The 17,719-nt window shown below is 71.1% G+C and carries 13 protein-coding genes; 9 read left to right on the top strand and 4 right to left on the bottom strand.

The window, feature by feature from the left end; all coding sequences use genetic code 11:
- Positions 1-123: 123 nt before the first annotated feature.
- Positions 124-609 (bottom strand): cation:proton antiporter regulatory subunit, encoded by a 486-nt coding sequence (locus BFF77_RS17900; RefSeq protein ID WP_066950647.1) that lies wholly within the window; start codon positions 607-609, stop codon positions 124-126.
- A gap of 307 nt (positions 610-916) precedes the next feature.
- On the opposite strand from BFF77_RS17900, the gene BFF77_RS17895 reads away from it, so the two are divergent.
- Positions 917-1,795: an ABC transporter substrate-binding protein gene (locus BFF77_RS17895; RefSeq protein WP_066950645.1), complete on the top strand. Its 879-nt coding sequence runs from the start codon at positions 917-919 to the stop codon at positions 1,793-1,795.
- A 148-nt stretch (positions 1,796-1,943) separates the two neighbouring features.
- Positions 1,944-2,177, top strand: a complete 234-nt coding sequence (locus BFF77_RS17890; protein ID WP_066950643.1) for a hypothetical protein — start codon at positions 1,944-1,946, stop codon at positions 2,175-2,177.
- A gap of 91 nt (positions 2,178-2,268) precedes the next feature.
- Here the strand turns inward: BFF77_RS17890 and BFF77_RS17885 are convergent, their stop codons facing one another.
- The gene (locus BFF77_RS17885; protein WP_066950640.1) at positions 2,269-4,347 is read right to left on the bottom strand and encodes a SpoIIE family protein phosphatase; all 2,079 of its coding nucleotides are present in this window, start codon (positions 4,345-4,347) and stop codon (positions 2,269-2,271) included.
- A 252-nt stretch (positions 4,348-4,599) separates the two neighbouring features.
- Here BFF77_RS17885 and BFF77_RS17880 point away from each other — a divergent pair, with 252 nt between their 5' ends.
- The 4 genes from BFF77_RS17880 to BFF77_RS17865 all read left to right on the top strand — a co-directional run bounded on the left by BFF77_RS17880 (position 4,600) and on the right by BFF77_RS17865 (position 9,500).
- Complete coding sequence (locus tag BFF77_RS17880) at positions 4,600-5,340, top strand: TetR/AcrR family transcriptional regulator (protein WP_066950638.1); 741 nt, start codon at positions 4,600-4,602, stop codon at positions 5,338-5,340.
- A 272-nt stretch (positions 5,341-5,612) separates the two neighbouring features.
- Positions 5,613-7,808, top strand: a complete 2,196-nt coding sequence (locus tag BFF77_RS17875; protein ID WP_079125256.1) for a discoidin domain-containing protein — start codon at positions 5,613-5,615, stop codon at positions 7,806-7,808.
- 261 nt (positions 7,809-8,069) lie between these two features.
- Entirely contained in the window at positions 8,070-8,564 is a 495-nt protein-coding gene (locus BFF77_RS17870) for an NUDIX hydrolase (protein ID WP_066950635.1), read from the top strand.
- 117 nt (positions 8,565-8,681) lie between these two features.
- Positions 8,682-9,500 carry a glycoside hydrolase family 75 protein gene (locus BFF77_RS17865; RefSeq protein WP_066950633.1) on the top strand — a complete coding sequence of 273 codons (819 nt, stop codon included), beginning with the start codon at positions 8,682-8,684 and terminating at the stop codon, positions 9,498-9,500.
- Positions 9,501-9,648: 148 nt separating this feature from the next.
- On the opposite strand, the gene BFF77_RS17860 is transcribed toward BFF77_RS17865, so the two are convergent.
- Both BFF77_RS17860 and BFF77_RS17855 read right to left on the bottom strand, forming a co-directional pair.
- Entirely contained in the window at positions 9,649-11,178 is a 1,530-nt protein-coding gene (locus BFF77_RS17860) for an amino acid permease (protein ID WP_425424384.1), read from the bottom strand.
- Between the two features lie 121 nt (positions 11,179-11,299).
- On the bottom strand, positions 11,300-12,310 hold the full coding sequence (locus BFF77_RS17855; protein ID WP_066950630.1) for a hypothetical protein: 1,011 nt from the start codon (positions 12,308-12,310) through the stop codon (positions 11,300-11,302).
- A gap of 770 nt (positions 12,311-13,080) precedes the next feature.
- Between BFF77_RS17855 and BFF77_RS17850 the strand changes: the two genes are divergently transcribed.
- The 3 genes from BFF77_RS17850 to BFF77_RS17840 are packed head-to-tail and all read left to right on the top strand — an operon-like array spanning position 13,081 to position 17,439.
- Positions 13,081-14,580: an FGGY family carbohydrate kinase gene (locus BFF77_RS17850; RefSeq protein ID WP_066950659.1), complete on the top strand. Its 1,500-nt coding sequence runs from the start codon at positions 13,081-13,083 to the stop codon at positions 14,578-14,580.
- A 19-nt stretch (positions 14,581-14,599) separates the two neighbouring features.
- Positions 14,600-16,072, top strand: coding sequence for an FAD-dependent oxidoreductase (locus BFF77_RS17845; protein ID WP_079125255.1), 1,473 nt, complete (start codon positions 14,600-14,602; stop codon positions 16,070-16,072).
- On the top strand, positions 16,069-17,439 hold the full coding sequence (locus tag BFF77_RS17840; protein ID WP_066950628.1) for an NAD(P)/FAD-dependent oxidoreductase: 1,371 nt from the start codon (positions 16,069-16,071) through the stop codon (positions 17,437-17,439). The genes BFF77_RS17845 and BFF77_RS17840 overlap by 4 nt, the downstream gene beginning before the upstream one ends.
- Positions 17,440-17,719 lie beyond the last annotated feature (280 nt).

Here is a 17,719-nt window from a genome sequence, read left to right as displayed (position 1 = left end):
GGCGAGCAGGTAGAGCGGGATCGCGGAGAAGCCCACCCGGCCGGCCAGCCGGCCGAGTATGCCCAGGACCAGGATGACGGAGCCGAGTTCTATGAGCAGTGCGGTGGTGTCGTGCACGGGCGTTCATCCTCCGGTGATCAGTTCGGCGGCGGCGTCGACACCTTCCCGGGTACCGACGACGACGAGGGTGTCCCCGAGGGCGAAGCGGAAGTCCGGGGCGGGCGAGGGAAAGGCGTCCGTGCGGCGCAGGACGGCCACGATCGAGGCGCCGGTCCGGGTACGCACCTGGGCGGAGCCGAGCGTGCGGCCCACGTACGGCGATCTCTTGGTGACCGGGATGTGCTCGGTGAGCAGATCGATCTCCAGATGCTGACGCAGATGCGCGACGGGGTCCGGTGTCAGGAGTTCGGAGAGCGCCGTCGCCTCGTGCGGAGCGAGGGACGCGGCCTCCTTGCAGTTGTCGTCGTCCTCCGGATCGTGGAAGGCGAGGATGCGCCGTCCGTCCTGGTGCACGACGACCGACAGATGCTCTCCGGCGTCCGTGTTCAGGTCGTAACGGACACCGACCCCGGGCAGGGTGGTTCTGCTGACATGAGCGGTGGGCTCCATGAATACGCTCCGTACGGGCGTGCTGAGGGGTCTTCGGGCACCGGGCCCTGTCCGGCCTGGCGGGAATCGGGCCCCTGGGTCCGTGCGGCGGCCGAACCACCCGCCACGATCAGCGATTCTCCATCATCGGGCCGCGGGACCGGGCGGGACGGCCCTGGGGCGGGAGTCCGCACGGCGGTGGAGCGGGAGTTCGGGCGGTCCGAGGTGGGCAGACAGTGGATGGCGCCCGCGCGAACAGCGCGTACCGGCGCCGCACACAGGAAACCGCGCCAGAACGAGCGGAATCACAAGCGGAACGAGGCGAGACATGAACCCGGGCAACCGCTGGGAGTTCACTGACGACCGCGGCCATCTGACCGTCGTACCGAACCGTCCGGCACGGGTGGTGACCTACATACAGGCGGGCGCGACCCTGTGGGACCACGGGTTGCGCCCCCTGGGTGTCTTCGGCTCCCACCACGACGGCGGGGCACCCGATCCCGCGAAGGCGGGCGAGCTGCCTCTCGACGAGCTGCGCGACTTCGGCGCGGGCAGCGCCCTCGATCTGGACGCGCTGCTCGCGGCGGAGCCGGATCTGGTGGTCGCCGTCAGCTACGGCGGCGGACAGTTCTACGGAATCGACCCGGAGGCGGCGAAGCGTCTGGAGGAGCGGCTGCCCGTGGTCGTCCTCGACGTGGGCAAGGACCGTACGTTCGAGGGCATCAGGGACCGGTTCACGGAGCTGGCCCGCTCGCTGGACGCGCCCGGCCGGCCCGCGGAGGCCGAACTGGACCGCGCGGAGTCCCGGCTGCGGGGCGCGGCGGCGCGGCCCGGTGCGCCCCGGGTACTGGCGCTGTCGGCCGCCGGTCCGGAGACGGCGTATCTGGCCAGGCCTCTGACCTGGCCGGATCTACGGGCCCTCGGCGAGCTGGGAGTGGCCCTGATCGAGCCCGAGGAGGGCGGCGGTGCCAACTGGCGTACGGCCGGCTGGTCCGAGGCCGCCGCCCTGGAGCCGGACATCGTGCTCGCCGACGTCCGCTCCAACGCGGCGCCACCCGCCCTGCTCCGCGGCAGTGCGCACTGGCGCGCCGTCGAGGAGCGGGCCCGGATCGTGCCGTGGAACCCGGAGGCGCCCTGCAGCCATCTCGCGCACGCCCGGTTCCTCGACGCCGTCGCCCACGCCGTCGAGGGCACCGACGCCCTCTAGCTCACATCAACGCCTTATAGCGTAAATATTTCCACTTGTCCTGATTTATTCGGCTGTACGGGTGGGATGAACCGCGATCCGGTCGAAGACCGGGCTCACCGGGGCACGCATGCGGTGTTCGCATCACCATCTGACGGAGGAGTTCCTCATGCGTATCCGTACCGTGCTCGCCACCACCGCCCTCGCCGCCGCCGCTCTGCTCGGCGGCGCCGGTTCGGCCCTCGCCTGCGGGGACCACGACGAAGCGACCGTGGCGGCGGGCGGCTTCCACACGGAGGGCGCCGCGGGCCACTTCCACAACCTGGGCGGGCCCGCGGGAATCACCCAGGGCGCCTCCTCGTCGCACAAGGCCGGCGGATGGTTCGGCTTCCTGGACATCTGAGTTCCGTTCCGCCGCCGATGATCCGCCCTCTGCGCCGACGCGCAGGGGGCGGTCGGCCGAGTCCCTGACATCTGCTTTGTAAGAGCAGCGCTCAGCGCCGGACCGTGTCCGGCTCGAACTCGCACCAGACGGCCTTGCCGTCGCCCCGCGGCTCGACCCCCCAGCGCGCGGCCACGGCGTCGACCATCAGCAGCCCTCTGCCGGAGGTCGCCGCCTCGCCGGGTGTACGGCGGCGGGGCCAGACGCTGGAGCGGTCCTTGACCCAGAGGCGTACCCGGCGGACCGGCTCCGGCAGGACCTCCAGGGTGAGCACCGCCCCGCTCTCCGTGTGCAGCAGCACATTCACCAGCAGTTCGCCCGCCGCCAGCTCCACATCGTCGATCAGCGCCGTCAGCCCCCAGTCCGCCAGGGCCTGACGCAGCACCGCACGGGTCTCCACCAGCCCTTCCGGATCCGCCTGATGGACGTACTGATGGATGCGCGGCGCCTGGTCCGTGCCGCGGTCTGGGCGGCGGCGCAGAACCAGCAGCGCCACATCGTCCCCCGTCCCCCAGCGCTCCCAGAGCCGGTCCGAGAGATGGTCGGCCAGCGCGCTCGCCGTGTCCGGCCCGGATCTGACGATGTCGGCGAGCGTGTCCATACCGGCCGAGATGTCGCGGCCCGGCTCCTCGACCAGCCCGTCGGTGCAGAGCACGAGTGTCTCGCCGGGCACCAGATCGAGCCGGGTCTCGGGAAAGTCCTCGTGGCCGAAGGTCGTGGCGAAGCCCAGCGGGAGCCCGCCCCGCAGATTGGGCCAGCCGGTTCTGCCGTCGGTGTGGCGGATCAGCGGGCCGAGATGGCCGGCCCGTACGGCCCGTACGACACCGCTGCCCAGGTCCACCTGGGCATAGGTGCAGGTCGCGAAGCGTTCGGTGTCGAGTTCCGCGAGAAAGCGCGAGGCACGCGCCAGTACGGTCGCGGGGGTGTGGCCCTCGCCCGCGAAGGCGCGCAGGGCGATCCGCAGCTGTCCCATGATCGCGGCGGCATGGGTGTCATGTCCCTGGACGTCGCCGACGACCACACCGACCCGGTTCCTGGGCAGAGCGATCACGTCGTACCAGTCACCGCCGACCTCTCTGCCGCTCCACGCCGCGTGGTAGCGCACGGCGATCTCGGCGCCGGGGAACTCCGGGATGTCGCGGGGCAGCATGGATGCCTGGAGGCCCGTCGCGAACTCGCGTTCCTGGTCGAAGAGGATGGCGCGCTGGAGGGACTGTGCCACGATCCCGGCCAGGCCCAGACACAGCGAGCGGCTCTCGGCGGAGAAGTGGGTGCGCCGCCGGTAGAAGAGCGCGAGGCAGCCGATGGAGCGGGCCTGGGCGATCAGCGGCAGGAAGGCCGCCGCGTTGAATCCGAGCCCGCGGACATACGGCCGCAGCCGCGGGAAGCGGTCGACGACGAGCTCGCTCAGCGAGGTGACGAAGCGTGGCCGCTGGTTCAGGACGGCCTCGGCGAGCGGCAGCGTTCCGTCGAGACGGTGGAGGCGCAGGTCGTCCAGTACGTCCATGGACTCCCCGGACAGCGCGATGAGCCTCAGGGTGCCACCCTCGACCAGACCGAGCGCGAGTCCGTCGGCGCCGAAGCGCTCCAGCCCGCCGACACCGGTCAGAACGGCGGCGACATCGTCCACGGTGACCGCTCTGGACAGGGCTTCGGCGGTCCTCTGCACCAGGCTGTTCAGCCCTTCGCGGACCATGCCGCCGGGGCCGGCCGCACTGGACTCCGTCAGGTCCGACGTCGCGTCGCGGACGATCCCGACGACGCGGTACGCGTGCCCCAGCTCGTCGCGCAGGATGCGCCCCCGCGTATGGGTCCACTGCCGCACACCGGTGCGGCGCAGCAGCTGGAAGTACGAGCCGTACGAGGGCCGGCCGTGCCGGACCGCCGCGTCCACGACGGCTTCGAGACGGACGCGCTCCTCGTGCGGGATGCGCGGCAGCACGGACTCGCGCGTACCGTCGTACTCACCCGGGCGCAGATCGAACACGTCCAGGGCCACCGCGTCCAGATCCAGGAACCCGCTCTCCAGATCCCAGTCGAAGCTGCCCACGCGATTGAGCGCGAGTGTCTCATCGGCACCGATCACCGCTCGGTTCCGGTGCCGACTGCGGTCCCGATTGCGTCCTGCCATGCGCCCCGCTCCGGAGATGGGCCCGGAACCCCGTCGGTCACCCGGTCGCCAGGACTTGTCCGTCCAAGCATGTAGCCTAACTTTCCCGGCAAATCACCGCAATGGCCCCGATCACGCTTCGGAGCCGCCAAGGAACACCGCGCCCACCGCCGACGGGCGGGCAAGGGGGGCGGAAACGGGCCGCGACCAGGGCGTAACGATGAATACATGTACGCATGAGCAGCGTTACTCCTTGTTGGTAGCATCCCTCTCATGAGCACGCGCACGCGCATTCTGGAGGTGGCCGCCGAGCTGCTGGCGAAGTCGCCGAACGGGGACATCTCCACGCGAGCGGTCTGTGAGGCCGCCCAGGTCGGCGCGCCGGTGCTCTACCGGCAGTTCGGTGACAAGGAGGGGCTCCTCTCCGCCGTCGTCGACCATGGATTCGACGCCTATCTGGCGGCCAAGCGGCCCCATGAGCCGGGCACCGACCCGATCCGGGCCCTGCGCGACGGCTGGGACACCCATGTCGCGTTCGCACTGGCGAACCCGAATCTGTACCGGCTGATGAACTCACCCTCGATGCGCAAGCCGCCCGCCTCGGCCCTGGAGTCGCACCGGATCCTCACCCGCGATCTGGAACGCGCGGCGGCCCGGGGACTGCTGCGGATCTCCCCGGAGCTCGCCGCCCGGATGGTCATGTCGGCCAATGTCGGTGTGGCGCTGATGCTGGTGTCCCGGCCCGCCACCTTCACCGATCCCGACATGTCCCGGCGGGTCCGCGACGCGGTGCACGCCGCCGTACTCACCTCCGGCGCGATGGACGGCCACGCCCCCGACGGCGCGTCCGCCGCTCCCGGCGGATCCGCCGCCGGGACTCCGGTCGCCGCGGCCCGGCTCGGTGCGCTGCTGCGCCAGTCCCCGCCGCCGGCCCTGACCGCCGCCGAGAACGCGCTGCTGTCCGAGTGGCTGGAGCGGGTGGCGAACACGGATGATGCCGCCGCGACCTCGTAGCGAGATGCCGTGACGATGTTTCAGGCGCTCGCACCCGCCGTCAGATTCTGAAACGACACCTCTCCATCACACCCCGGACACCGCGCAAAGTCCGACAATCGCCGCGTCCCGTCCGTTATTTGTTGTCGGCACGAGAACCAACCTTGGCGGCTTCGTGCACAACTCTTGACGTGTCCGAAACACGAGAGAAGCATCTCCCCTACCGAGAGAGCGCTCTCCGGTTGCCCTCACGCTCCGCCCGCCCGTTGTCCGATGACTCAGGAGACCTGCCCATGCACGCTCCTCCGCTCACTTCACCGGTGTTCCGGAGATCCGCTCCGGGCCGTCGGCGAGGACTGGCCGCCTCGATCGCGGCCACTCTGATCGCCTCGCTGCTGCTTCTCATTCCCAGCACCTCCGCCCAGGCCGCGCCCACCCTCCTCTCCCAGGGCAAGCCGGTGACGGCCTCCAGCGTGGAGAACGGCGGCACGCCCGCCACCGGCGCCAACGACGGCAACACCGGGACCCGCTGGTCGAGTGCCGCGTCCGACCCGCAGTGGATCCAGATCGACCTCGGCTCCAGCGTCGCGGTCAGCCAGATCGTGCTGAACTGGGAGACCGCGTACGCCAAGGCGTACAAGATCGAGTTCTCGCCCAACGGCACCGACGGCTGGACGCAGGCGTACTCCACCACCACCAGCCCCGGTGGCACGGAGACGCTCAATGTCTCGGGCACCGCCCGCTTCGTACGGCTGACGGGCACCCAGCGGGCCACCCAATGGGGTTACTCCCTCTGGGAGTTCCAGATCTTCGGCGGCACCTCGGGCGGCACCGGCGACCCGATCCCCGGCGGCGGTGACCTCGGCCCCAACGTCATCGTCTTCGACCCGTCGACGCCGAACATCCAGGGCAGGCTCGACGAGGTCTTCAAGCGCCAGGAGGCCGACCAGTTCGGCACCGGCCGCTACCAGTTCCTGTTCAAGCCGGGCACGTACAGCAACATCAACGCCCAACTCGGCTTCTACACCTCGATCTCGGGTCTCGGTCTGTCGCCCGACGACACCACCTTCAACGGTGATGTGACCGTGGACGCCGGATGGTTCAACGGAAACGCCACGCAGAACTTCTGGCGCTCCGCCGAGAACCTCGCACTCAACCCGGTCAGCGGCACCAACCGCTGGGCGGTCGCCCAGGCCGCGCCGTTCCGCCGGATGCACGTCAAGGGCGGGCTCAACCTCGCGCCCAACGGCTACGGCTGGGCCAGTGGCGGCTACATCGCCGACAGCAAGATCGACGGCACCGTCGGCCCGTACTCCCAGCAGCAGTGGTACACCCGTGACAGCTCCGTCGGCGGCTGGACCAATGGCGTCTGGAACATGGTGTTCTCCGGTGTCGAGGGCGCGCCCGCGCAGAGCTTCCCGAACCCGCCGTACACCACGCTGGCCAACACGCCGGTCTCCCGCGAGAAGCCGTTCCTGTACCTCGACGGCAACGCGTACAAGGTGTTCGTCCCCGCCAAGCGCACCAACGCGCGTGGCACCACGTGGGGCAACGGCGCTCCGCAGGGCCAGTCCCTGCCGCTCGACCAGTTCTACGTCGTCAAGCCGGGCGCGACCGCGGCGACGATCAACCAGGCGCTGGCCCAGGGGCTCAACCTCCTGTTCACGCCCGGTGTCTACCACCTCAACCAGACCATCAACGTGACCCGCGCGAACACCGTCGTCCTCGGTCTGGGCCTCGCCACGATCATCCCGGACAACGGCGTGACCGCGATGAAGGTCGCCGATGTGGACGGAGTGAAGCTGGCCGGCTTCCTGATCGACGCCGGTCCGGTGAACTCCCCCACGCTGCTGGAGGTCGGACCGCAGGGCGCGGCCACGGACCACTCCGCGAACCCGACCACGGTCCAGGACGTCTTCATCCGGATCGGTGGAGCGGGCCCCGGCAAGGCGACCACCAGCATGGTGATCAACAGTGACGACACCATCATCGACCACACCTGGGTCTGGCGTGCCGACCACGGCGCCGGCGTCGGCTGGGAGACCAACCGCGCGGACTACGGCGTGCGGGTCAATGGTGACGACGTCCTCGCGACCGGCCTCTTCGTCGAACACTTCAACAAGTACGACGTGGAGTGGAACGGCGAGAACGGCAGGACGATCTTCTTCCAGAACGAGAAGGCGTACGACGCGCCGAACCAGGCCTCGATCCAGAACGGCAGCATCAAGGGGTACGCCGCCTACAAGGTCGCCGACTCCGTCAACAACCACGAGGGCTGGGGTCTGGGCAGTTACTGCAACTACACCTCGGACCCGAACATCCAGCAGGACCATGGATTCCAGGCACCGGTGAAACCCGGTGTGAAGTTCCACGATCTGCTGGTCGTCTCCCTCGGTGGCATGGGCCAGTACAACCACGTCATCAACAACACGGGGTCGCCGACCTCGGGAACGTCGACGGTCCCCTCGACCATCACCTCGTTCCCGTAAAGCCCCGGTCGGCCCCGTAACCCGCGCCGATCCCCCAGCACACAGGGGCCCGGTCTCCCCCCACGGAGGCCGGGCCCTGCGCCGTACGGCGCAACCGTTCATACGATCGGCTCGGCGGTATCACCGCAATGCTCCGGCGTGTCAGCCCGCGCCAAAGCCCTGGCCTTCCCGGCCGGGCGTACGGATCAGCCCCGCCGAGGGCGGCGCACTCCCCCGGCGCGCGAATGGCGACGCTTCGCGCCCCCGCCCAGACTTGACGGCATGTCGGGCGAACGAAGCGCGGGCCTCCTCCTGTACCGGGTCATGGACACCGGTCTCGAAGTGCTTCTCGGACACATGGGCGGACCGTACTGGTCGGGCCGCGATACCGCCGCCTGGACCATCCCCAAGGGTGAGTACGGATCGGCGGAACGGCCCGAGGACGCGGCCCGCAGGGAGTTCCAGGAGGAGCTGGGACTGCCCGTGCCCGAGGGGCCCTGGACCCCCCTCGGCGAAGTCCGCCAAAAGGGTGGCAAGACCGTCACCGCCTGGGCTGTCGAGGGTGATCTGGACCCCGCGGCGGCCGTCTTCGGCACCTTCACCATGGAGTGGCCCGGAGGGTCGGGTGTGGTGCGTGAGTTCCCCGAGCTGGACCGGGTCGGCTGGTTCCTTTTGCGGGACGCCGTGGAACCGCTGGTAACGGGACAGCGAGTGTTCCTCGAACGACTGGACGAGTGCATAGGCGACGACCGCCGTCCGTCTCCGTCCGGGCGCTAGAGCGCTCGCTGCCCCGAAGCCGTCCAAGGAACCGTCCGAGGAGCCGTCCAAGGAACCGCCCAGGAGCCGTCGGGGCCCCGCCACCCAGTCCAGGAACCAGGAAGGGCATCATCCCCCGTGCACCCTCGCACCTATGTCCTCATCGCCGTCGGTTCGGCCCTGCTGGCCGCCGCGGCAGTCCCCATCACCGTGCTCCCCGCCCTGGCCCAGTCCACCGACGAGCCGCCTTCCCTCCCACGGGCCGAGCGCCCACGCCAAGGAGTCCCGGGACCGCCGGCCGACAGGCCCGCGGCGGGACCGCCGCCCCCCGCCCGAAGACCGCCGGCCGGAGGCGGACCGGCCACCGAGGGAGGACCGGTCACCGCGGAGGCGCTGCTCTCCAAGGTCAGCCACTGCCAGCAGATCTCCAACGGCCTCTACCGCGCCCGCGAGAGCGCTCCCACGGCGATTCCCGTCTGTGACGCGAACGGTGCCGTGTTCTGGAAGGCCGACATGGACATCGACTGCGACGGCCAGGTGACGGACCGTTGCAACACCAGGACCGATCCCTACTTCCAGAGCATGACGGCCTACACGGAGTCCAGCGGCAGGGCGCTCAACGCCAAGGAGACTCCCTACATCGTCGTACCGACGCCCAGCGCCATCTGGAACTACCGCTCGTCGGGCATCCGCGGCGGGTCCGTCGCGGCGGTCATCCACGGCGACCGGATCCAGTACGCCGTCGTCGGGGACACCGGGCCGCCCGGGATCATCGGTGAGGGATCGCTCGCGACCGCCCGCGGGCTGGGTATCTCGGCCGACCCGTACGGCGGCGGCACCGGTGCGGGCGTGACCTACATCCTCTTCAAGAACTCGGAGGTCGCGTCCCTGGAGGACCGGGACGGCGCGGCGCTCCAGGGCGAGGAACTCGCGAGGCAGTTCCTGCTGGAGAACTGACGGCGAACCGGCCGGCAGAGCCGACAGGGCCAGCAGGGCCAACAGGCTCAGATGGCCGACGGGCGGGCAGGCTGACAGCGGAACGGGGGGTGGTGCACGGCGGGAGGCCCCCGCCGCACACCACCCCCCGTCAGGGGTCCGTCCGCGCTCAGACGATGCCCTCGGAGATCTCCGACTGCTCGCGGGCGTTGCCGTACGCCTGCGGTGTGCTGTACGAGCTGCGGGCCACGTACCACCACACGGTGGCCAGGACCAGCACCACGGCCAGGGCGATCACGGCGTAGTTCATCGAGTCGACGGTCACCGGGTTGGACTGCGGCAGGCAGAAGAGCACCGTGACCACGGCCACCCACACCACCGCGATCCAGCCGATCGGCTTGCTCCAGCGGCCCAGCGTCCACGGCCCCGGCTCGAAGCGGTTGCCCGCGCGCAGCTTCAGATAGATCGGGATGGCGTACGCGGGCGTGATACCGATGACGTTGATGGCCGTCACCGCGCCGTACGCGGTCGTGGAGTACAGGGACGGCACGGCCAGCAGGCAGGCGACGATCACGGAGAGCCAGACCGCGGGAACGGGCGTCTGGGTACGGCTGCTGACGCGGCGCCAGAGCGCCGAGCCCGGGAGGGCGTTGTCACGGCTGAAGGCGAACACCATCCGGCTGGCGGCGGCGACCTCCGCGTTGCCGCAGAAGAGCTGCGCCACGATCACCAGCAGCAGCAGCGCGGTGGCGCCGCTGGTGCCGAGGGCGTCGATCAGGATCTGCGCGGGCGGCACGCCCGTGTCGCTGTTCCGGGTGCCCGCGTAGTCCTGGATCGCGAAGGTGAGTCCGGCCAGCAGCGCGAAGCCGGCGATCCAGGAGACCCAGATGGCGCGGACGATACCGCGCGCGGCCGACACCGAGGCGTTGGAGGTCTCCTCGGACAGGTGCGCGGAGGCGTCGTACCCGGAGAAGGTGTACTGCGCGAGCAGCAGACCGATGGCCGCCACGTAGAGCGGATTCTCCCAGCCGGTCTCATTGACGAACTCGGTGAAGACGAACGACGGTGACTGGTGGCTGTCGGGAACGATCGCGAGGGCACCGACGATGACCGCGACACCGGCCAGGTGCCACCACACGCTGATCGAGTTGAGCACACTGACCAGCCGGACGCCGAACAGGTTCAGGACGGCGTGCAGCAGCAGGATGCACATGAATATGACCATGGTCCAGCCGGGCGTGGGATCGAACCCGAACTGGAGATTCAGGAAGGCCCCGGTGAAGAGCGCGGCGCCGTAGTCGATGCCCGCGATCGCGCCGAGCAGTCCGAGCAGGTTCAGCCAGCCGGTGTACCAGCCCCACTTGCGTCCGCCCAGCCGGTCGGCCATGTAGTAGAGCGCGCCCGAGGTGGGGTACGCGCTGGTGACCTCGGCCAGTGCCATGCCCACGCAGAGGACGAAGAGACCGACGCCCGCCCAGCCCCAGAGCATCACCGAAGGGCCGCCGGCGCCCATGCCGAAGCCGTACAGCGTCATGCAGCCGGAGAGGATGGAGATGACGGAGAAGCTGATCGCGAAGTTGCCGAAGCCGCCCATACGGCGGGCGAGTACCGGCTGGTAGCCGAGTTCGCGCAGTCGCTGTTCTTCGTCCTTCTGCGGCACGAGGTCGGCCTTCGACCACGTTGGTGGGGAAATGGACACGGAAGTTACCTCCGGTGGAGAACACACCTGTTGTAGGGGCGGGGACAGAGATCGTTCGGCGGTGCTGGTACGTCTGCGGTGCGCTGGGGGCCGTGCGGCCCGCGGTTCCGGCGGAAGCGGCTCAGCCGGACGGTCCGTTCCGGCCCTCGCGGGCGGCGCCGAGGCACCGGCTGCGGGCGCGGAGGAACACGTCCTCGGCCTGTGCCGCGTCACCGGGACTCCGCGTACGGTACGCCCACGGCAGCGTGGCGTAGAAAGGGCCCAGCGCTTCGAACACCCTGGCCCCCGCGTCGAATTGGAGCGAGCCCCAGAGCGCGTGCGCGAGATGGTTCAGATCGAGCAGCGACGCCTCGGCCAGAACGGCGTGGTCGAACCAGAGGCGCAGGGCACGCAGGGCGTCCCGGGTCGCGTCCTCCGTCACCCAGTGCAGATCCAGGGCCTTCTCGTGGCCGTTCTCCCGGCGGTAGCGCTCCACCCTGACGAAGAGCGGCAGTACGTGCAGCGCGGAGCCCTCATGGGCGGCCGAGGCCGCCCACTGGACGAAGTTGACCGCCTCGGAGAGCGATCCGTCGGCTCGCCGCGCGTAGACGAACTGGAGCATACGGTGGTACGCCTCGCGGTTGAACGGATCGCGCTTGTCGGCCTCGGCCAGCAGGGCCCAGGGCCCCGGGAACAGCATCGGTCCCGGCGGGGCCAGCCGGTGCTCCTCCATCTGCTGCTTGCCGTCGAGCTGGGCCAGTGCCAGCAGACACACCCACGGCACCGGGTCGGCCGGCGCGTGGCGGGTGGCGGCGCCGCACGCCTCCCACGCCTGCTGCCAGAGCTCCTGCGTACGCGGATGTCCCTCGCGGTGCGCCCGTACGGCACGTTCGACCATGACGCGCGTATGCATCACGGTCGCGGCGAGGCTCCTGGGTTCCTCGGTGCGCCAGGCCTGTACGGCGTCGGAACCGGCGGCCACGGCGGCGAGGACCTGCGTCCGCTGGGTCCACAGGCCCCAATCGGTCGTCTCGGCGAGCAGGTTGCGCATCGCGACCCAGCGTCCTGTGCGCAGGTCCTGGACCGCCGCGCGCAGGTCGTTGTCGTGACCGGCGGGGTGGTACACCGGGCGGAAGTTGTCGTCGCTCGCCATCAGCTCGGCTCCGTCCGCGCGGGCGGGGGCCCGGCGTACGAGGGTCCGGTGCGCGGGAAGACCATGTGCCGGCACGCCGTGCGCGGCCCGTTCGACGGCCGGTGGCAGGGCGGCCGGGCGGGGGAACCTAGCACCAGACCTCCAACCCCGTCCCTGGCGGCCCCTGGACACGGGCATGACACACGTACGCAGAATCCAGGAATCCGGATGTCCTGCGGGCCGTACGGGGCCGGGCACGACCGAGGAGGCGTCCGGCTGAACATATGGTCGTCATAGATCCTCTAGGACGGTGGGGGGTGGAGCGAGCGATCCGGGGGTGCGTCACGCAGGTACGGACCTGTCGTGGCCGCGGACAAGGGCGAAACCGGTCAAGGACACCTGCCGCTGCGGCGATCAGTGTAGGGGCCCGAGTGACCACACTCGAACACTTTGCTGATCTTTCGCAACTCTCCGTTGATCAAGGCTGGTTACGTCCCTCCCCGCGGCGGTGCCGCACAGGTCGACGCGGGACGGAACCGTCCCCGCCGCCGAGGCCGCACGGACGGCCCCTGAAACCCTTGACGCCCGCTCTGACCTGCACCACGCTTTCGCTCAGCGATCACATTCCAGCGGCGGAAGGCCCCACCCGACCCGAAGAGCCCGAAGCGATCCGGCCCGTCGAAGCCCGCGAGGCCGTCGAAACCCTGATGCCGCCCGAAGCCGTCCGACGCGCGGAATTCGCCGAAGAGAACCGCGAAGCGACCGAGGACGCCCGACACGAAGAACGGGACATGCCGCCAGTCCAGTACCCGCCCCACCCCCGCGCCGGTTCCGCCGACCGGCCGATACTCGCCATCGACCAGGGCACCTCGTCCACCAAGGCACTGGTCGTCTGTCCCGAACGAGGCGTGATCGGCAGCGGATCGGCGCCCGCGCCGCCCCGGTACGGTTCGGGCGGACTGGTGGAGATCGATCCGGCCGTGCTGCTGGGCTCCGTCCTCGACGCGGGACGCGCGGCCCTCGCCGACGCCGCGGAACCGGTCGCGGCCGTCGGGCTGGCCAATCAGGGCGAGACCGTGCTCGCCTGGGACCCGGCCACCGGCGCGCCGCTCAGCGACGCGATCGTCTGGCAGGACCGCCGCGCGGAGCCCCTCTGCGCCGAACTCGCGCCGCACGAGAAGCGGTTGCGGCAGCTCACCGGGCTGCCTCTCGATCCCTACTTCGCCGCGCCGAAGATGGCGTGGATCCGGCGCCGGCTGACCCGTGAGGGCGCCGTCACCACCAGCGACTCCTGGCTGATCCACCGGCTCACCGGCGCGTTCGTCACGGACGCCGCGACCGCCGGCCGCACCCAGCTGCTCGATCTCGACCGTGCGGAGTGGTCGGCGGAGGCCCTGGAGATCTTCGGGCTGTCCGAAGAGCCCCTTCCCGGTGTCGTCGACACGGCCGGCGTGGTCGGCACGACCACCGCCTTCGGTGGCGAGATTCCGCTGACCGGAGTGATCGTCGACCAGCAGGCCGCGCTGCTCGCGCAGAGTGTGACCGAACCCGGCTCCGCCAAGTGCACCTACGGCACGGGCGCGTTCCTGCTCGCCCAGACCGGTGACCGGCCGCGCCGGGGCACGACAGGACTGGTGAGCTGTATCGCCTGGCGGCTCGGCGGCCAAACCAGCTACTGCCTCGACGGTCAGGTCTACACGGCCGCCTCCGCCGTGGGCTGGCTGACCGATCTCGGAGTCATCTCCGGCGCGGCCGAACTGGACACCGTCGGCTCCCGCGTACCGGACAGCGGCGGAGTGACCTTCGTACCCGCGCTCGCGGGACTGGCCGCGCCGTGGTGGCGCGGCGATCTGCGCGGCTCGATCAGCGGTCTGGGCCTGGACACCGGTGCCGGGCACCTTGTCCGCGCGCTGTGCGAGGGCATCGCCGCCCAGGTCGTGGAACTGGCGGACGCGGTGGCCACCGATCTCGGCGAGCCGCTGCGGAGTCTGCGGGTGGACGGCGGTCTGACGCGCTCCGCGCTGCTGATGCAGACACAGGCCGATCTGCTGCAACGGCCCGTCGAGGTCTCCGCGTTGCCGGACGCGACGGCGCTGGGCGTGGGCGCGCTCGCGCGTCTCGGTCTCGACCCGGAGCTGACGGCCGGTCAGGTCGTGCCGCAGTGGAAGCCCTCGGCGGTCTACGAACCGCGGATCGGCCCCGCCGAGGCCGCCGACCGGCTCGGCGTCTTCCGCGCGGCGGTGGCAGATCTGCTCGACCGTACGCCACCGCCCGCCACCACGGACCACTGAGCCGGAACCCGGGAGCATCATGGCTGTCACCACCTCCGGACGTCTGCCGGACGAGGTGTACGACATCGTCGTCATCGGCGCCGGAGTCGTCGGCAGCGCCATCGCGCGCGAACTCGGCCGCCATCCGCTGCGTATCGCGCTGGTGGAGGCGAGCGACGATGTCGGCGACGGCACCTCCAAGGCCAACACGGCCATTCTGCACACCGGTTTCGACGCCGTGCCCGGCTCGCTGGAGTCCCGGCTGGTACGGGAGGGACAGCGACGGCTGGCCGCCTATGCCGCCGAGGCCGGTATCCCGGTCGAGCCGGTCGGCGCACTGCTCGTCGCCTGGGACGAGGAGCAACTGGCCGCCCTGCCACGGCTGGTGGAGAAGGCCGAGCGCAACGGGTACCACGAGGCTCGGATCATCGGCGCGGACGAGCTGTACGCCCGCGAGCCGTTTCTGGGACCGGGCGCGCTCGCCGGGCTCGACGTCCCCGGCGAGAGCATCATCTGTCCCTGGACGACAACGCTCGCGTACGCCACCCAGGCCGTCCGCGCCGGTGCCGACCTGCATCTCAACTGCCCGGTGAGCGGGATCGTCGCCGGATCTCCCCATGAACTCAGGACCGGCCGCGGGCCGTTGCGTACGCACACCCTGATCAACGCCGCGGGACTGCGCGCCGACGAGATCGACCGGATGCTCGGCCACGCCGACTTCACCGTGCGGCCCCGGCGCGGTCAGCTCATGGTCTTCGACAAGTTCGCCCGCGATCTGGTCCGTCATATCCTGCTGCCGGTGCCCACCGCGCTCGGCAAGGGCGTGCTGGTGGCACCGACGGTGTACGGGAACGTGCTGCTCGGGCCGACCGCCGAGGAGCTGGACGACAGGACGGCGACCGGCTCCACCGCGGAGGGGCTGGCCTTTCTGCGCGAGCGCGGCGGACGCGTGCTGCCCGCGCTGCTCGACGAGGAGGTCACCGCCGTCTACGCGGGGCTGCGCGCGGCCACCGAGGAGGACGACTACCAGATCCGCTGCCACCCGGAGCAGCGGTATGTGACGGTGGGCGGCATCCGCTCCACCGGGCTGACGGCGTCGATGGCGATCGCCGCGCATGTCGTGGAGCTGCTCGCCGACGCGGGACAGAGGCTGGGGACACCACGGGAGCTCGAACCCGTACGGATGCCGAACATCGGCGAGGCGTTCGCGCGTCCCTACGAACGCGCCGAGCTGATCGCGGCCGACCCGGAGTACGGCCGGCTCGTCTGCCACTGCGAACGGGTGTCCCGGGGGGAGATCCGGGACGCCCTCGCCAGTACGATCGCGCCCAGCACACCCGAGGGCCTGCGGCGGCGCACCCGGGCCCGGGGCGGCCGGTGCCAGGGTTTCTACTGCGGGGCAGCGGTGCGGGCCCTGTTCACCTCCGGGCCGGCCGGCCCCGTCCCCGGGACGACCGGCGCCGCCGGCGCCGAGGGCGGCGAACCATCCCTGCGGCCGGAGGTCGGACCATGAGCGCGACGACGAACCGGGACGGCTCCACCGTCCCCGGGCCCGGCAGGCGAGCGCGTACGGTCGATGTGCTGGTGATCGGCGCGGGTCCGGCCGGTCTGGCCGCGGCGGCCCGGCTGGCCGCCGCGGGCGCCGGCGCGGTCGAGGTCGTCGACCGCGAGGAGCAGGCCGGCGGCGTCCCGCGCCACTGCTTCCACTCCGGATTCGGTCTGCGCGAGCTGCGGCGCCCGATGAGCGGTCCCGCGTACGCCCGCCACTGGTGCGACCTGGCGACCGGCGCGGGCGCGGCCCTGCGTACGGGAGTCTCCGTCACGGGCTGGTCGGGACAGCCGGGGCGGGACGGCGGTACGGCCCAGGGAAGGAACGCGGGCCCGGCGGGAGGCCCGGTCCGGGCGGAAGGCCGTGGGCCGCTCGTCGTGGACACCACCGGTCCTGACGGACTGGAGCGCGTCACGGCCGGAGCGGTCGTCCTGGCCACCGGCGCGCGCGAACGGCCGCGCAGCGCACGGCTGGTGCCCGGGACACGCCCTGCCGGTGTGTTCACCACCGGCGAGCTGCAGCAGGCCGTCCATCTCCACCATCAGCGGGTGGGTCTGCGGGCCGTGGTCGTCGGCGCGGAACCGGTCGGCTACTCCGCCGTACGCACCCTGCGAGGCGCGGGCGTCGAGGTCGCCGCGATGGTCACGGACCAGCCGCGCCACCAGTCCTCCTGGGCGTCGGGTCTCGGTGCCCGGCTGCACCACCGTCTCCCGCTGCTCACCGGAACGACGGTGACCGCACTCCTCGGCCGGGGCCGGCTCTCGGGGGTCGCGCTGCGGCACGCGGACGGCAGGACCACGACTGTCGCCTGCGACACGGTCGTCTTCACGGGCGACTGGATCCCCGACCACGAACTCGCCCGGCTCGGCGGTATCGCGCTGGACCGGGGCACCCGGGGTCCGGCGGTCGACACCGCCTTCCGCACGGCCGCGGCGGGAGTCTTCGCCGTCGGGAATCTGCTGCACGCCGTGGAGCCCGCGGGCACGGCGGCCCGGGAGGGCCGGCTGGTCGCGGGGCCCGTTCTCCGTTATCTCGCGGACGGTGTCTGGCCCGGCGGCCAGGTACCGGTGGAGGTCGACGCGCCGCTGCGATGGGTCGCCCCGAACCGTATAGACCCCCGTGGCCCCCGCCCGCCGCTGGGCCGGTTCACGCTCCGGACGGCCGGTACGGCCCGCCGGCTGTCGGCGCTGGTCGTCACCCAGGACGGCCGCCTCCTGCACCGCGAACGGCTGCGCCGGGCGGCGGTCCCCAACCGTCCCCTGTACGCCTCCGCCGACTGGATGGACCGCGTGCGCCCGGACGGCGGCCCGGTCGTGATCTCGGCGGGCTGAGCCCGCCGCGCGGGCCGCGCTGCGAGGGCACATGACCGCACCCGCACCGGCAACGGCCGTAGCAGAAGCGAAGGGCGGCCCGAGGGCAAGGGGGTCGGGGCCGGTGTCCTGAACCGGCGCCCCGAAAGGGTGACACCGTACGGGCCGCTTCCCCGTGTGGTGAACGGTGAGTGACCGGCTTTCGTCCTGCGGCCATGGACATGGCGACGGTTCGCCGTCGCGGGTGATCCCTGTGCAGTGATGGGTGTTCGCAGTTGGAATGTCGTTCACGCGCAGGCCA

Source organism: Streptomyces lushanensis (assembly GCF_001700515.1).
Lineage (GTDB): Bacteria > Actinomycetota > Actinomycetes > Streptomycetales > Streptomycetaceae > Streptomyces > Streptomyces lushanensis.
Note: the sequence above shows the minus strand (reverse complement) of the source record. Positions and strands in the feature narration are given on the sequence as shown.

Coding starts and splice junctions, on each gene's coding strand:
- BFF77_RS17900 (WP_066950647.1), bottom strand. CDS start 609: ATGGAGCCCACCGCTCATGTCAGCAGAACCACCCTGCCCGGGGTCGGT.
- BFF77_RS17845 (WP_079125255.1), top strand. CDS start 14,600: ATGGCTGTCACCACCTCCGGACGTCTGCCGGACGAGGTGTACGACATC.
- BFF77_RS17850 (WP_066950659.1), top strand. CDS start 13,081: ATGCCGCCAGTCCAGTACCCGCCCCACCCCCGCGCCGGTTCCGCCGAC.
- BFF77_RS17855 (WP_066950630.1), bottom strand. CDS start 12,310: ATGGCGAGCGACGACAACTTCCGCCCGGTGTACCACCCCGCCGGTCAC.
- BFF77_RS17875 (WP_079125256.1), top strand. CDS start 5,613: ATGCACGCTCCTCCGCTCACTTCACCGGTGTTCCGGAGATCCGCTCCG.
- BFF77_RS17895 (WP_066950645.1), top strand. CDS start 917: ATGAACCCGGGCAACCGCTGGGAGTTCACTGACGACCGCGGCCATCTG.
- BFF77_RS17890 (WP_066950643.1), top strand. CDS start 1,944: ATGCGTATCCGTACCGTGCTCGCCACCACCGCCCTCGCCGCCGCCGCT.
- BFF77_RS17880 (WP_066950638.1), top strand. CDS start 4,600: ATGAGCACGCGCACGCGCATTCTGGAGGTGGCCGCCGAGCTGCTGGCG.
- BFF77_RS17840 (WP_066950628.1), top strand. CDS start 16,069: ATGAGCGCGACGACGAACCGGGACGGCTCCACCGTCCCCGGGCCCGGC.
- BFF77_RS17870 (WP_066950635.1), top strand. CDS start 8,070: ATGTCGGGCGAACGAAGCGCGGGCCTCCTCCTGTACCGGGTCATGGAC.
- BFF77_RS17885 (WP_066950640.1), bottom strand. CDS start 4,347: ATGGCAGGACGCAATCGGGACCGCAGTCGGCACCGGAACCGAGCGGTG.